The following is a 14778-nucleotide window of genomic DNA, read 5'->3' as shown; positions in this document are numbered from 1 at the left end:
GCGGAACGCGAAAAGGAGCATGAACAATGGAACAGCAAACAAACGAGGTAATCGAACCGGTGGAAACGCAACAGACGGAGACACCGAACGCACTCACGCAAGAAACGGTCCAAGAGATGATCGCCGCTGCACTCGCAGAGAAGGACAAGGAACTTGACCGTGTCCGCAACGAGTACGGCAAGAAGGTCAAGCAGAAAGAGCAAGAATTGCAGACGCTCAAGACGTCCAACATGACGGAAGCCGAGAAGCAGGCTCAAGCACTCGAGGACGCGCGGAATGAAATCACACAAAAAGAGCGGGACTTGCTCGAACGAGAAAACAAACTCTTCGCAGTAGACGCTCTCAACCAATCAGAGATGCCGCTCACGTTCCTCGAGTTCGTGACAAGCGACTCGGAGGAAGTCACCAGTAAAAAAATCGAGACGCTCAAAGCAACATTCGACGCAGAAGTTCAGAAGGCAGTGGACGCCGCATTCAAAAACAAAGGGCGCACGGTCGCCAAAGGGACAGGCGGGGCAGTCAGTGCTCAAGACTTCGCGAAGATGACATACCAAGAGCGGGTCGAGCTGTACAAGAACGATCCTGCTCTCTACCAATCGTTGAGCGCAGGCAACTAAACCACAACTAAAGGAGTGTTTTACATGGCATTAGGACAGACTCGTGTACAAGACCTCGTCGTGCCTGAGGTAATGGCACAAATGATTTCAGCGTCGCTTCCGGCGGCAATCAAGTTCGCGCCGCTCGCAGAGGTGGACAACACATTGGTAGGTCGTCCGGGTAACACGGTAACGACTCCGAAATTCGCATACATCGGCCCAGCGGTCGACGTCGCTGAATATGGCGCAATTCCGATCGAGCGCATGTCTACGACTACGGCGCAAGTCACAATCAAAAAAGCTGGTAAAGGTGTCGAAATCTCGGACGAGGCTGTCTTGTCAGGATTCGGCGACCCGGTTGGGGAAGCGAACAACCAACTGCGTCTATCAATTGCGGACAAGATTGACAACGACCTTCTTGCGGCCGCTCGTGCCGTCACAGCATTGACAGCGGGCGACGCAACGGCTGAACTCTCGGCGGCTGTGGACGACGCGCTCGTCGCGTTCAACGAAGAAGAGTTCGGCGGTCGTGTTGTCTTGATGGTCTCGCCAAAAGGACACGTCGCACTCCGTCGTGACCCGGTGTTCGACAACTCGACTATCAAGGACGGCATCCTCATCGCCGGTCAAGTCGGGCAGTACCTCGGCGCACAGGTCGTACTCTCGCGTAAACTTGCAGACGGTGAAGCATTCCTCGTCAAAGAGGGGGCGTTCGGACTTCTCATGAAACGCGACGTCGAAGTCGAAGCAGACCGCGACATCATGCACAAGTCGACGATCATCACTGGAGACGAGCACTACGGGGCATACGTCAAGGACGACTCGAAACTCGTCAAAATCACTCACAAGCCACTCGCTTAATTGCGGGTGGTTTTGTTGTTTAGAAGGAGGTGGGACGCATGGGAATGACAGCAATCCGCCGTTGGCGTGGTGAAGCGCCTGGGAAGTCGTTGACGGCCGCTCAATTGTTCGAACAGGAAGACAAGTCGAACGAGAAGGCGAAAGCGCCGGCCAAGAAACGTGCCACGAAGAAAGATGGTGAGGGCGCATGACACTCGCTGAATTGAAAGCATTGCTAGGCATACCTGTCGAAGACACATCTCAAGACGCCATGCTGCAACTCTATTTGGAGGCGGCGCTCGAGCAAGCCGTCACCTACTGCGATCTGTTCGACTGGTCCGTAGAACCGCTCGTGTTACCGGCGAACATCACTCTCGGCATTGTCCGTTTTGTTCGAATCAAACAAGACCTCGACAGTCGTTCGGTTGGTGTTCAGTCCGAATCCATCGGAGGCATGTCGCAATCGTTCAACACGAATACGAGTCAACAGGCTCTTTTCGCTGACGTATGGGAATTGTGGAGCGGCTATCACCGACGTAAGAGCATCTTCCGCGCCGCTCGCTATGCCCATACCCAAGGGGGTGGCGTCTGATGGCCGTGAAACGTGAAGTCGGTGACGGAAAGCTAGAAGTGTACGACGAGAACATCCAAAAGGTGCGCATCATGACGGGGAAACCGGTGAAATTATGAGAGCGCGTGTCCGTGTCCGTGATCGGAATCGATTACCCGAGGCCATCCGCACCGTCGATGGGTTGAACCGGCGCAAGATTCGGGTCGGGGTCCTCGGTGGCGGACAGGCTGCCATGATCGCCGCCGTCCACGAGTTCGGGGCGAACATCCCGGTCACACCGAAGATGCGTGGTTACCTGGCAAGCCAAGGGTTGTATCTCAAAAAAACCACGACGCACATTCGGATTCCGGAACGTTCGTTCATTCGAGCGGGTTGGGACCAGAACGAGCGACGGATCGTCACGAAGTACAAGGAACTCATCGGTCAGGCCATCGAGAGCGGGATTCCCGCTGAAGCGCTGCTCAATGCTTTGGGTCTCGAGGCGAAAGGCAAAATGCAAGAGTTTGCCCGCGACCTGAAAGACCCGGCGAACAGCCCGTTCACCGTCGAGCAGAAAGGCAGTTCGAACCCGCTCGTCGACTCGGGCAACCTCATCGGGTCCATCGAGTACGAGATTGAGTAAAGGAGGGGCGACATGCCACAGATTTATGGATTCGAACGGCTCATCAAGCGGTATTCCGTCCCCTTCAAGCTCGTCTCGGAGGTTGACGGATACTATGACGGACTTGGCGAGTGGAAACAAGGTACGACGCTCACGAGCGACATGACCGGCGCCCTCGTCCCGCTCCCCGCCCGTGCGGTCTACCAGTCGGGCGGACGTCTTACGCAGCGTGACAGACAACTGTATAAGACGGGTGACGAGATTCCCGACGGTAGCATCATCGAGTACAAAGGGCATCGCTACAAGGTGGAGTCGTGGACGAACTTCGGTGACTATGCCGATTTCAACGCGTATCTGCTCAAGAGCATGTCGAACTTTGACGGGGAGGTGGAGTGATGGACCATACAGCGGCATTGACCGCCATCATCGCGCTCATCAAGCAGAAGACAGGCAAGACGGTCGTTCTCGGCGGACAATCGACGACTCAGCCGTCCTATCCGTTCTGCAGCTATTCCATCCCGTCGCCATACCTACCCCAACGCACGGACCACGAAGGCGGGCAGATGCACGAGATTGTCGAATTCGTCGTGTCGTTCACCTGGCACTCACAAAGCAACACGGAGGCGTTACAGCTCGCACAGCAGACCGTCCACGCTTTCAAGACGATGGCGGGGCGTCAAACCTTATCTGAATCGGGCCTGTCGCTCGTGCGGATTGACGGAATGACGAACCGGGACACGTTCCTGACCATCGAGACGGAACGCCGCTACGGGTTCGACATGCGCTTGCGGACACGCGTCAGTGTCGCGGATGACTTCGAGACCATCGAGTCCGTCGGCGTGGGTGACGTCACGATCACTGAATAAAAGGAGGGCATCACATGCCGTTAAAAGATGTAAATGTCATCATTGATTTGATGAAGCCGGCCCCGAAAGTTGGGCTCGGTACCCCGCTCCTCTTGGTTGAGGCGGTCGGTACACCGGCCTATAAGGAATATCTATCACTCGAGGCGCTCGCTGCCGACTATGCTTCAGGCACAGCGGTACATGCGAAAGCACAGACCATCCTCGCCCAGAAGAACCGCCCGGCGAAGATTGCCGTGGCTTCATTCGAGACGGGAGCGGCCGACGCGGCACTCGACACGTTCTACAATCGCGCTTGGCACTTCGTGCTTCTCGCTGAGAATGACCCTGCTGACCAGTTGGACGTGGCGAACGTCGTCGCAGGCAAGGACTTCAAATTGTTTGTGGCTCAAGTGGCGGACAACACGGGACGCGAGGCACTCGCAGACAAGGCCCGTACTGTCATCGTCGATCATGATGTCGCGGGCGAACATTTGGACGCTGCTATCGTCGGGGACTTGGGGTCTCAGACTGTCGGTTCGATCACATGGAAATTCAAGGGTGGATTCGCGGGCATGACGGGACGCTATCTCTCCGAGGCACAACTTGCCGAGATCGAGGCGGACAACGCCATCGCTTACGTCCACAAGGCGGGCAAGGCGCAGTTGTCGGAAGGCTACGACGCGACAGGCGAATACATCGACGTGCTCCACGGCCAAGACTTCGTCAAGGTCGACATGGAGAACGAGGTACAGTATGCGCTCCAGAACGCGCCGAAGGTACCGTTCGACGCTCGTGGTATCTCGCTCATCACAGCGGCGGCCACGACGACGTTGCAACGTGCCTTCAATCAAGGCATCGTCGCACAGCGCGAGGACGGTCAACCGTCATACACGATTCAAGCACTCTCACGCGACCAGGTGGACGCACAAGACCGTGCTGAACGTAACTATAAAGGACTCTCGTTCCAGTTCGAGCTCGCCGGTGCCATTCACCGTGTCGACCCGATCAAGGGCGAAATCTTGGTATAAGGGAGGATAATGGCATATGGCAAACACGTACACATATGATGCCGCGCTCGTGACACTCGTCGTCAACGGGCGTTTCATCACCGGCTTCGCTGAGGGGTCGATGGTCGAGGCGGAGAAGGACGAAGACAACTTCGAGACGAAGGTATCCGCTCAAGGAGACGTCGGTATCGCCAAGCGGAACAACACGCTCGGGACGATCACCGTCATCCTCATGCAAGGCTCGCCGGACGTCCTCTATCTCAACGCGCTCGCCAACTCGGGTCAGATGGTTCCGGTATGGGCGCAGTCGAACGGGGAAAACGCGGAGAAGGTCGGAGGCACGCAGGCAATGGTGAAGAAGCCTGCCGATGTCGAGTTCTCGGATGAAATCTCTGAGCGCGAGTTCGAGTTCCAAGTGTTCGACTATACCGTCCAAGGTAACTAATCATGGCAAGGAACAAGGGCGGGCGTCAGCCCGCCTTTACTTATATCCCAACGAAAAAGGAGCTCATCCACATGTCAGCAAACCAGAACAAACAAAAGGTCGTCACAATCGCAGAGAACGAATACACGTTACAGCATCCCGGTGTCCGTGAGGCCATCAAGCTACGTGGTCGCGCGAAAGACCATACGGGCCAGCTCGACGAAGAGAAGTATTACGAGGAACTCATGAAGCACGTCATCGTGTCGCCTAAAGTGACATGGGACACGGCAGAAGAATTGGGGGCATCCGACTTTAACGACTTGATTAAAGAGGCGTCGCTCTTTCTTGGTGGAAAAGCCTAAGCCCAAACCTTATTACCGAAAGCAAGCAAACACACAATGGGCGCTGTGGCGTCTCGTCATGTCCGAGAAGTTTTCCTACACGGAGGTCATGGGCATGGATACCGACACGATGATGGAGGCGAACGCCGCCCTCGACATCTTCCGGGAGGCAGAACGCAAAGCGCAGAAACAAGCGTCCAAGAAGAAGAAGGGGTGATGAAATGGCGTTACGGGATACAGAAGTCATTATCGACATCTTGGCAGACGCCGACCCGCTCCGAACCCTGAACCGAGAGATCGATGACATCACGGGCAACGCGTCCCGTATGGGAGAGGGGTTGACCCAAGCCGGTCAGATGATGGCGACAGGCTTTGGTATCGCTGGGGCGGCCATCGTCGGAGGGCTAGGTATCGCGGTCAACACGGCGATGGAGTTCGATGCGCAGATGTCTCGAACCGGTGCCATCGCAGGTGCGACCAGTGACCAACTCGGACAACTGAGGGACTCCGCTCTTGACTTGGGGGCGAGCACGTCGAAGTCAGCGAGCGAAGTCGCCATCGCACAGGAAGGACTCGCGGCCTTGGGCTTCACGGTCGACGACATCCTCGGGGCGATGCCGGGCGTCATCAGTGCGGCAGAGGCATCCGGGGCGGACATGGCACAGACGGCGGACGTCATGGCGTCGGCAATCAACATCTTCGGTCTAGAAGCGACGGAGGCAACACGAGTCGCGGACATCCTCGCAGAGACGGCCAACCGCTCGGCAGCGGACATCAACGACATGGGCTATGCGCTCAAGTATGCGGGTCCGGTCGCGGCGAACCTTGGCGTATCGATGGAAGAATTATCAGCAAGCATCGGGATCATGACGAACGCAGGACTCGATGGGTCGTCAGCGGGTACAGCGTTACGTGCCGGATTGCTATCGCTCCTGAATCCGTCGAACGAGAACTCGAAGATCATGGAATCGATGGGCATCCAGATGACGGACAACAACGGCAAGTTCATCGGATTGTCCGGTGTGGTCGAACAGCTCGGGACGTCGATGGAAGGTATGACCGACGCACAGAAGACCGCGACACTCGCCAGTCTCGTCGGAACAGAGGCGTCATCCGGATTCCTTGCACTCATGGCAGCGGGTCCGGCAGAAATCGATAAGTTCACGCAGTCACTCGAACAGAGTAGCGGGGCATCGGCAACCGCAGCCACTGCGATGAAAGACAATTTGAAGGGTGCGTTTGATGAAATGATGGGCTCGATCGAGACGGCCCAGATTTCCATCGGCAGCGCACTTGCGCCGGCGCTGACCTATGTGGCCGGTGTCGTCGGCAGTCTCGTCGACAAGTTCAACGCGTTGTCACCAAGTATGCAGAGCACCATCGCCATCGGCGCAGCACTCACGGGTGTTGCGTTTATTTTGATTGCCGGGCTCGGGTTCTTGCTCATGGCAGTCGGCGGGGTGGTGACGGCAATCAGCGCATTGGGTGGTGTCGCAGCCATCGCTTCAACTGCGCTCGCCATCCTCACGGCTCCGGTAACATTGGTTATCGCGGCGCTTGTTGCGCTCGGTGCGGCATTCACCGTTCTATGGTTTAAGTCTGAGACGTTCCGAAATGGAATCATGACATTATGGGCGGCCTTGAAGACGCAACTCGTCGCGGCGCTTAACAGCGTCGTCACATTCTTCCAAGGCATTGGTACTCAACTCGTCACTTGGTGGCAGTCGAACGGAACCATGATCATGGCGGCCGCTCAAAATATCGTCAATTACCTGGTCTTATTGTTCCAGACTTGGCTTCCAATTTTCCAAGGAATTTGGTCTGTGGCGACCACGGTCGTACAGCTGGCATGGTCCGTTATCACCGCGGTCATTCAAGCGGCGATTTCCCTCATAACTGGAATCATCACGTTTTTTGCTGCGGTTTTCACTGGAAACTGGCAGGCGGCGTTTGATGCCGTGGCCGGAATCGTCGAAGCGGGTCGCACATTATGGACCACCGTCATCGATGCGGCGCTAAATGCGATTTTAGAAATCGTCACCACGGTTCTAAACACCGTGTATGAGACGTTCCAAAGCGTCTGGAATAACGTCACCGAGTTTCTTGGCGGAATCGACCTGTACAGCATCGGTTCGGACATCATGAGCGGCTTGCTAAACGGGATCAGTGACATGGGCGAGAGCGTGCTCAAGAAGGCGCAAGAGATTGCTAAAGGCATCAAAGACACGGTCGCCGGGTTCCTCGGTGTCGCCTCACCGTCTCGCGTCATGATGGAAATCGGGGCGTGGACGAGCGAAGGCATGGCGATCGGGATGGAGAAAAACATTCCGATGGTCGAGAACTCATCCGAGGGCATTGCAGGAGCGGCCGCCTATTCACCAGAGCAGGGCGTCAGCAACACCCGCAGCCAGTCGAACCGTACCATCACTTTCGCACCGCAGATCACGGTTAACGGTGGCGAAGGTGGCACGAAGCAAGACGTGAGTGACGTACTCGAGGACATGTTCGCCCGACTCACCGACCTATACGACACGGAGGTGGCTTATTAATGGCGAAACTCGGTGACGTGTACATCCACGTCGAAGAAGAAAATTTGAACTCTTCCGTCAATGCGACCCAGTACGGTGTCGAGAGCGGAGAACCGTTCACGGACCACATCGAGAAGAAGCCGAGCGAGATGGACTTAACCGTCTTCATCCTCGGCGACAACTATATGGGCGAGCTTGAAAAGTTAAAAGGCTATCAACGCACCGGCAAGCTGTTGAAGTTTGTCGGGCGTTCGGCGGTCGACAACGTCGTGATCTTGAACCTGAACCGAAAATACACGGCACAGGTCGAGAACGGTGTCGCGGTACAAATCACGTTACGCAAAATTCGCGTCGCCGATACACCGTGGATCAAGATGCCGCCGAAGAAGAAGCCGTCGGTCAAGCCTCCGACGAAGGGTGGCGAGAAGAAGCCGACTCAGAAGAAGGAACGACCCGCGCCGACTGCCTTCCATACGGTCAAGGCGGGCGACTCGTATTACGCACTAGCCAAGCGGTACGGGACAACGGTCGAGCGGTTACGGACATTGAACAACTACCCGGACAGATCGATCCCCGTGAACGCAAAGCTACGAATAAAGTGAGGTGCATCGCATGAAGAACGTATATGACATCATCGACGTCGACAAGGAAGAACTTCCCGTGTCATTCGACATCGTGCTCGGGGTCGAAACGTTCATCCTCGGTTTCGACTACAACGAGACGGGAGACTTCTTCACGGTCGACCTTTACAAGTCGGATGACGAGGGACGTGAACTCCCGATCGTGCTCGGGGAGAAGATGTCCCTCGGTGTCCCATTATGGGGAGACATTGTCCGCGACGACCTTCCTGCTCCGACGCTCGTCCCGCTCGACTTGGGTGGCGAACAACAACGCATCACCTACGAGAATTTCGGAAAAACGGTCTTCTTATACGTCGATGACGGTCCGCCAGAGGAGAGTGAGAAAGCATGAGCTCACGGCAACTGTTCGGACGCGTCAAGCGCGTGAAGATTTCCGGTGGCTCATTCAACGGCACTTACACCAATGAAGGGGATGACGGCCTCGAGATCCGTTTCGAGGTCCCGTTCGACGATGACCCGAAACCGAACGAGACGAAAATCGAGATTTTTAACCTGTCTCGAGACAGCGTGGCAAAAATCAAGCGCGGCTCGTCCTGCACACTCGAGGCTGGATATAAGGGTGACGTCGGTGTCTTGGCTTCCGGAAAGATTGCACGCGCTCTGACACGTCGTGAAGGAGTCGACAAAATCACGACCATCTATATCATCGAGGGCGAAGATTTTTCTCGTGTGAAGGTGAATGCTGCGAGCGCCGACCCGGCTGGCAAGGGCAAGAAGCAGAAGATTCAAATCAGCTTCAAGCCCGGCACCAAAGGCGATGTCATCATCAAGAAACTTGTAGCGGTACTCGGGATCAAATTGGCAGCTCCTCCGAAACTCAAGAAGAACAAGGAATACAAAAAAGGTTATGTCGTCACGGGCCAAGTCCTCAACAATCTCGAGGAGGTCATTCGTGACTGCGGTTCCGTGATGTACCACCGACGGGGAAAACTTGTCATTCGGCCACTGGATGAAGGGACTGACGAGCGTTTCGAACTGTCAGACGATACTGGCATGATCGGTAGCCCGGAACCGTTTGAAGAGGACGGCATACGCGGTTACAAAGGGTCTTGTCTCCTGCAGCACCGCATCACCACGGGTTCTGACATTCGGATCAAATCACGGACGGCGAACGGGAAGTATCGTGCTAGGAAGGGTCGTCATATCGCGGACGGCAATAGCTTCCATACAGAATTCGAGGTGGTCTGATGGCGAAAGAGACGAGATTCTTTGACGCCTTCGGTCGTCAGTTGAAACTATCGATCCATACGTTCGCCCCGGCCCGTGTCATCACATTCGACAAGGCGAAGCAGGAAGCGACGATCGAGCTGTTATTCAAGTCAGTTGACCAGGGTGGCAATGCCGAGTCCTACCCGCCGCTCGAGAAAGTGCCGGTGCTTGGTATGCGCTATGAGGTCCTTGAAGCGACCGATGTCACGGTGGAAGGGTTGAAGGCGGACGCTGTCGACGTCAACGGAAACGAGAGCACGTTCAAGACGCGCGAACCGCTCCTCATGGCCCCGTTTTATAAGCCGGATGACATTGTCTTCGTCGCGTTTGCGGAACGGGCACTCGATAACTTACAAAACCGACCTTTCGACCCGGACTCGTACCGGACGCACAGCCTTGTCGACGCGGTCATCATAGGAGGGTACCAATTGACATGAAGAATCTGCTACTAGTGGACGGCGACCTGTTGCTCACGAAGGGAGATGTCGCGCTTGTCGAAGGGGATGCCGAACTGGCTCAGACCTTACGAACAGAATTGGAGACGGCCCAAGGTGAATGGTTCTTGGACATCGACATGGGGCTCGACCGTGAGCCATTCGAGTCAAAACCGACGAATGAGGAAGCGATTCGAACCGCCTTGACAGCTGTCGTCACTTCGCACCCACAGATTGAATCCATTGAGTCATTAGAACTCATTTTAGATAAATCAACCCGCAACCTCGCTGTCAGTTTCACAGCTCGTAAGGTAGATGGGGAAACAATCATGATGCAGGAGGTGGGATTGAATGGCGGATAACAATAAAGGCGTCACGGAGGTAGGTTTTAAGCGGCCGAACTATTCAGAGGTACGCGGCGAAATGGATAACCGAGCGAAAGAATTGTTCGGGGACGACGCCAACACGTCTGACAAAGGCGTTCTCGGAATTTTGAACGGCCTGTTCGGTTGGTTCCTCGCTAAGATTTGGGAGGTCGCCGAACGCGTCTATAATTCGGCTTACGTGTCGAAGGCTGACGGGGTCTCACTAGACCGATTGGGAAACAATATCGGTATCACACGGCAAAGTGAGCAACACGCTTACGTCACTTTAACCATCACGGGTGACCCGAATACGGACGTTCCTTCTGGTTTTTTGGTACAGACGGACAGCGGCATCCTATTCGAGACGACATATGATGTCACGATCGGGTCCGGTGGTACCGTCACCGTCGAGGCTTCGGCCGATCAACCCGGAATCTCTGGCAATGTCGGGAGCGGGATGCTCACTGTCATCACGACACCGCTCACGGGCGTGACGGCAGTCACCAACGCCGAACCGGCGCAAAACGGTCGTAACTACGAGACGGACGAAGAGTTTCGTTCTCGCTACGAGAAATCTCTCGCGCAGGGTGGTGCGTCGACGCTCGAGGCGTTACGTGCGTCTGTCCTCGACTTGCCAGGAGTCCAGACGGTGCTCATCGAGGAGAACGACACCATGACGGAGTTGAACAGCGTCCCTCCGAAATCGTTCGCCACATTCGTGTTCGGCGGTATCGACGAGGACATCGCACAGACCATCTATGATACGAAACCAGCGGGCATCCGAGCTTTCGGTGCCATCACCACTAATATCGTGGACTCGATGGGGAGCGTCCATACGATCGGATTCGACCGACCGGACACCGTCGAGGTTTATGTCGACGTAACATTGGTCACGAACGAGTTCTTCCCGGCAGACGGGTTCGCCAAGGTGGAGACGAACATCATCAAGTATATCGGCGGCACGGACGCGGACGGCAACGGCTACCTAGGTCTTGGTTTGAGTGATGACGTCATCCTCACACGGATTGTCGCAGCGGCGCATCAGGTGGACGGAATCGAGGACGTCATCGTCAAACTTGGAACGGCACCTGATCCAACCGGCACAACGAACATCGCTATCACGAGTCGACAAGTCGCGAAGACTGACGCGACGAAGGTGACGGTATCATGAGCATTAAACAAGACATGATTCGGTTACTTACTGACGTCTATAAGAAGACGGAAGGCTCAAACATCAATAAGTACATCACATTGGTAGCGGAACAGTTCGATAAGCTCCATGAAGTATTCTCGGCCATCGAGTCGGCTCGTATCATCGACGACGCATTTGGTGGCTCGCTCGACGAGATCGGCAAGAACGTCGGCGAACCGCGACTCGGTCAGAATGACGAGCAGTATCGTGAGGCGCTCAAGGTGGCGCTTCGAGCGAACCTGTCGAAAGGTGACCTCAACACGGTCATTTCGATGGCACGGTCGTTATATGGGCAGGACGTCCTCTCGATCTCGGAGACATGGAGCATCGATCGTTATGATTATGAACCAGCCGGGCTCGTCATGGTGGTCGAGAGTACGATGGACGAGGGGTTAGACCTCAACTTCCAATTACTGAAGCGAGTCATGGCTGTCGGGGTTCGTCTCTATATCGAGGTGTATCAACCTCGCTCAAGGCTGCAGTTTCAATCTGACCTGACGGATATTCAAACCCGTAGCGTCATGCTCGGTTTATATACAGCAAGCTATCAAAATTTGAATGGGGTGATTCGAGGATGATACTCATTACACCGTCCACGATGGACGAGATTCAACAGTTCTTCGCCGACATGCCCGATTTTGCGAGGCTGCATGTGCAGGGCGAGGGGACGATTGACGTGCCGGTCTACAAGGTCGAGCGGAACGCGAACATGGTCTTCATCTGGGCTCGCATCCCGACGGGCATCCGCACCGTCACCAAGGTTCAGATCTATCACAAGAACGGGACGGTCATGCTCGAGCGGAACGCGCCACTCACGAAACCGTCGAGTCGCAACGTCTATACCCGTTTTGAATTTGTCATCGAGGAGGTTGGGTCTGAATGACGGACTACAACATTGAGTATAAAGACCATATCGTCGAGAACCCTAACCGGTTCCGACAAACAGTTGTCGCGCCAGGCATCGTCGACCTGGTCCCGATTTGGGTAGAGAATCCGTCGCAGGTCATTCAAGAGGGGACGCCAGTCAACGCCGATTTGTTCGACAAACTGCGCGCCAACGTAACTCGGCGTTCAGAGACGTTCGCAGCGACAGCGAGCCAGACCGTCTTCAATCTGACGAAAGCCTACCTGGTCGGTCAGGGTCGATTGGATGTTTACATCTCGGGCGTCAAGCAACGCTCTGGCATCGATTTCACAGAGACGAATCCGACGCGTTTCACGTTATCGGAAGGATTGGATGCTGGCACGGTCGTCGAGGCGGTCTACTTCAGTGCGTCTCAAGCATTGTCAGAAGACCTCATCGAACAGGTACAAGCGGCTGAGGCGGCGACCATAGCGGCGAACGATGCGGCAGATGAAGCAAATGATGCGGCAACGGGAGCACTCACGGCCAACCTGAACTGGAAAGAACCCGTGAACAACCTGACGGCGCTCAACGCGCTCGCAAGCCCACAAGCACGCGACACACGTCAGACAAAGGACACGGGAAACGTCTACCGATATGACGGATCGGCGTGGGTGCTCATCCAAACGATGGACCCAAATGCGATCAATGCGCTAGATACCAGAATTACGACGCAGTTGGCGGAAAAGGCGAACCAGTTACAGGTGTATATGTCGCAGTCTAACGCGACACGTTACTTCGCGCATCGGGGTGCGTCGAACGTCGCACCGGAAAACACGATGGCGGCGTTTGAGTTCGCGGGTGAGTTAGGGTTTGCGGGCATCGAGACGGACACATGGCGCACATCGGACGGCGTGTGGGTTTGCATCCACGACGAGACGGTAGACCGGACGACGAACGGGACGGGGACGGTCACGGCGTTGACGAGTACCTATATCAACTCGCTCACGATTGACGGCGGTTTGAACGTCGCATTGTACGACGGCTTGAAGGTACCGACGCTCGAACAATACATGCGCGTCTGTAAAAAATACAATTGCGTCGCAGCGGTTGAGGTCAAAGGGACGGGGGCGAGCGCCTATCTGCACGAGATTATCGACATGGCGCGCGAGCTCGGCATGTACAACCAATTACATCTCATCATCGGAGATCAGGCGACGGCGACCGCGTTACGCGCGATTGATAAAAACGTCATCATCCATCATCTCACAGGCACGTCGCAAGCGTCGATTGACTTTGTTAAAGGGTTGGGCAACACCGTCGCGGCGATGGTGTATACCGCGATCACGCCGGCAGTCGTGGAATCGTTTCACGCGGAGGGCATCCCTTTGTCAACTTACGGCATGAGCACCTTGTCGCAAATCTTGGAGTTACTGTCCAAAAATGTCGATTTTATCATCGCAGACAACCACGGGGGTGACGTCAAATGATTAAAGCACAGCGTTATATCTCGATGCAAAACGTCGAGGACATCAAGGCCAACGGCGGAGACTTTTATAAGACGTACTACCAGGACGCCTACACGAACGCGAACGCGTGGAAAATCGACAGCAACTTTGTCTTGAGCGCTAAAGCATCGGCCGCGTACAACGGCTATTTACGCATCTTCGTCGGTTATCTAAATGTCGGAGATGTGATCGAGTTATCGGGTGAGTTCGCGAAGGTGACAGGTGAGATTTCCGTCGGACTCGAACGGTCGGACAACGCCAACATGAGCGGGTTTAACTTGGAAGAATCGTTTGCGTCGCTCAACGCGGACACATACTTGAGCCGTCGCAACGTCAAACTCAACATCGACCGCAGCGGCTTTTACCGTGTCGCGGTCGGGCCATACATCAACGGGCCGAGCGAGTTTAAGTCGCGCAATGTGAGCGTCCTCGCCCACTCGACTAAGATGGTCAAGCCGTGGGAAGGGTTGGAGACGGGCATCCGTAAAGCCGTCATCCGTAAAGAGAGCGGCGTTTTCGTCAAACGCTCCGACTTCGCGGGCGATGCCTGCACGATCGCAGAGACGACTTCCGATACGTTGACCGTCACATTCGCGACCGCGTTCCCGGTCGGCAGTTTGCGACCATGCTATTTGGTTTCGGGAGACTACCTCACCTCGCAAAATAACTATATGGTCAAAGTGGATAACGCGAGCGGCGTGAGTGCAACCGTCCGATTTTATCCACTCAATCCGGTGAGTAACACGCCTGTCGCGTTGGCAAGTTTGCCGAACAACGTACAGTTTAGTTTGCAACTGTCGATTTAAAGTGATCTAGACTCTTGTTGAAAGTA

General features: G+C 55.3%; 21 protein-coding genes. All 21 read left to right on the top strand.

What is annotated here, in order from left to right; translation table 11 throughout:
- Nucleotides 1–26: 26 nt before the first annotated feature.
- A complete protein-coding gene (locus tag KNP60_RS13460) occupies nt 27–617 on the top strand; it encodes a capsid assembly scaffolding protein Gp46 family protein (protein ID WP_214797687.1) in 591 nt (196 codons plus the stop codon).
- A gap of 24 nt (nt 618–641) precedes the next feature.
- Nucleotides 642–1457 (top strand): N4-gp56 family major capsid protein, encoded by an 816-nt coding sequence (locus KNP60_RS13455; protein ID WP_214797686.1) that lies wholly within the window; start codon nt 642–644, stop codon nt 1455–1457.
- 38 nt (nt 1458–1495) lie between these two features.
- On the top strand, nt 1496–1648 hold the full coding sequence (locus KNP60_RS13450) for a hypothetical protein (RefSeq protein WP_214797685.1): 153 nt from the start codon (nt 1496–1498) through the stop codon (nt 1646–1648).
- Nucleotides 1645–2028, top strand: coding sequence for a phage head-tail connector protein (locus tag KNP60_RS13445; protein WP_214797684.1), 384 nt, complete (start codon nt 1645–1647; stop codon nt 2026–2028). Before KNP60_RS13450 ends, KNP60_RS13445 begins: the two co-directional genes overlap by 4 nt.
- Before the next feature lie 94 nt (nt 2029–2122).
- Nucleotides 2123–2629 carry a hypothetical protein gene (locus KNP60_RS13440; protein ID WP_251131407.1) on the top strand — a complete coding sequence of 169 codons (507 nt, stop codon included), beginning with the start codon at nt 2123–2125 and terminating at the stop codon, nt 2627–2629.
- A 12-nt stretch (nt 2630–2641) separates the two neighbouring features.
- Nucleotides 2642–3004 (top strand): hypothetical protein, encoded by a 363-nt coding sequence (locus tag KNP60_RS13435; protein WP_214797683.1) that lies wholly within the window; start codon nt 2642–2644, stop codon nt 3002–3004.
- Nucleotides 3004–3474, top strand: a complete 471-nt coding sequence (locus KNP60_RS13430) for a phage neck terminator protein (RefSeq protein ID WP_214797682.1) — start codon at nt 3004–3006, stop codon at nt 3472–3474. The genes KNP60_RS13435 and KNP60_RS13430 overlap by 1 nt, the downstream gene beginning before the upstream one ends.
- Nucleotides 3475–3488: 14 nt before the next feature.
- Entirely contained in the window at nt 3489–4481 is a 993-nt protein-coding gene (locus KNP60_RS13425; RefSeq protein WP_214797681.1) for a DUF3383 family protein, read from the top strand.
- A gap of 16 nt (nt 4482–4497) precedes the next feature.
- Nucleotides 4498–4905: a phage structural protein gene (locus KNP60_RS13420; protein WP_214797680.1), complete on the top strand. Its 408-nt coding sequence runs from the start codon at nt 4498–4500 to the stop codon at nt 4903–4905.
- Between the two features lie 71 nt (nt 4906–4976).
- The gene (locus KNP60_RS13415) at nt 4977–5246 is read left to right on the top strand and encodes a hypothetical protein (RefSeq protein WP_214797679.1); all 270 of its coding nucleotides are present in this window, start codon (nt 4977–4979) and stop codon (nt 5244–5246) included.
- A gap of 200 nt (nt 5247–5446) precedes the next feature.
- Entirely contained in the window at nt 5447–7774 is a 2328-nt protein-coding gene (locus tag KNP60_RS13410; RefSeq protein ID WP_214797678.1) for a phage tail tape measure protein, read from the top strand.
- Complete coding sequence (locus KNP60_RS13405) at nt 7774–8355, top strand: LysM peptidoglycan-binding domain-containing protein (RefSeq protein WP_214797677.1); 582 nt, start codon at nt 7774–7776, stop codon at nt 8353–8355. The genes KNP60_RS13410 and KNP60_RS13405 overlap by 1 nt, the downstream gene beginning before the upstream one ends.
- A gap of 10 nt (nt 8356–8365) precedes the next feature.
- On the top strand, nt 8366–8725 hold the full coding sequence (locus KNP60_RS13400; protein ID WP_214797676.1) for a phage baseplate plug family protein: 360 nt from the start codon (nt 8366–8368) through the stop codon (nt 8723–8725).
- Nucleotides 8722–9582, top strand: coding sequence for a phage protein (locus KNP60_RS13395; RefSeq protein WP_214797675.1), 861 nt, complete (start codon nt 8722–8724; stop codon nt 9580–9582). The genes KNP60_RS13400 and KNP60_RS13395 overlap by 4 nt, the downstream gene beginning before the upstream one ends.
- Nucleotides 9582–10040: a hypothetical protein gene (locus KNP60_RS13390; protein WP_214797674.1), complete on the top strand. Its 459-nt coding sequence runs from the start codon at nt 9582–9584 to the stop codon at nt 10038–10040. Before KNP60_RS13395 ends, KNP60_RS13390 begins: the two co-directional genes overlap by 1 nt.
- Nucleotides 10037–10399, top strand: a complete 363-nt coding sequence (locus KNP60_RS13385; protein WP_214797673.1) for a contractile injection system sheath initiator — start codon at nt 10037–10039, stop codon at nt 10397–10399. The genes KNP60_RS13390 and KNP60_RS13385 overlap by 4 nt, the downstream gene beginning before the upstream one ends.
- Nucleotides 10389–11573, top strand: coding sequence for a baseplate J/gp47 family protein (locus tag KNP60_RS13380; protein WP_214797672.1), 1185 nt, complete (start codon nt 10389–10391; stop codon nt 11571–11573). Before KNP60_RS13385 ends, KNP60_RS13380 begins: the two co-directional genes overlap by 11 nt.
- Nucleotides 11570–12172, top strand: coding sequence for a hypothetical protein (locus KNP60_RS13375; protein ID WP_214797671.1), 603 nt, complete (start codon nt 11570–11572; stop codon nt 12170–12172). Before KNP60_RS13380 ends, KNP60_RS13375 begins: the two co-directional genes overlap by 4 nt.
- Nucleotides 12169–12477 (top strand): hypothetical protein, encoded by a 309-nt coding sequence (locus KNP60_RS13370; protein WP_214797670.1) that lies wholly within the window; start codon nt 12169–12171, stop codon nt 12475–12477. Before KNP60_RS13375 ends, KNP60_RS13370 begins: the two co-directional genes overlap by 4 nt.
- Complete coding sequence (locus KNP60_RS13365; protein WP_214797669.1) at nt 12474–13928, top strand: glycerophosphodiester phosphodiesterase; 1455 nt, start codon at nt 12474–12476, stop codon at nt 13926–13928. The genes KNP60_RS13370 and KNP60_RS13365 overlap by 4 nt, the downstream gene beginning before the upstream one ends.
- Nucleotides 13925–14752, top strand: coding sequence for a hypothetical protein (locus KNP60_RS13360; RefSeq protein ID WP_214797668.1), 828 nt, complete (start codon nt 13925–13927; stop codon nt 14750–14752). The genes KNP60_RS13365 and KNP60_RS13360 overlap by 4 nt, the downstream gene beginning before the upstream one ends.
- Nucleotides 14753–14778: the final 26 nt, after the last annotated feature.

The organism is Exiguobacterium sp. s5 (assembly GCF_018618075.1).
Taxonomy (GTDB): Bacteria; Bacillota; Bacilli; order Exiguobacteriales; family Exiguobacteriaceae; genus Exiguobacterium; species Exiguobacterium mexicanum_A.
Note: the sequence above shows the minus strand (reverse complement) of the source record. Positions and strands in the feature narration are given on the sequence as shown.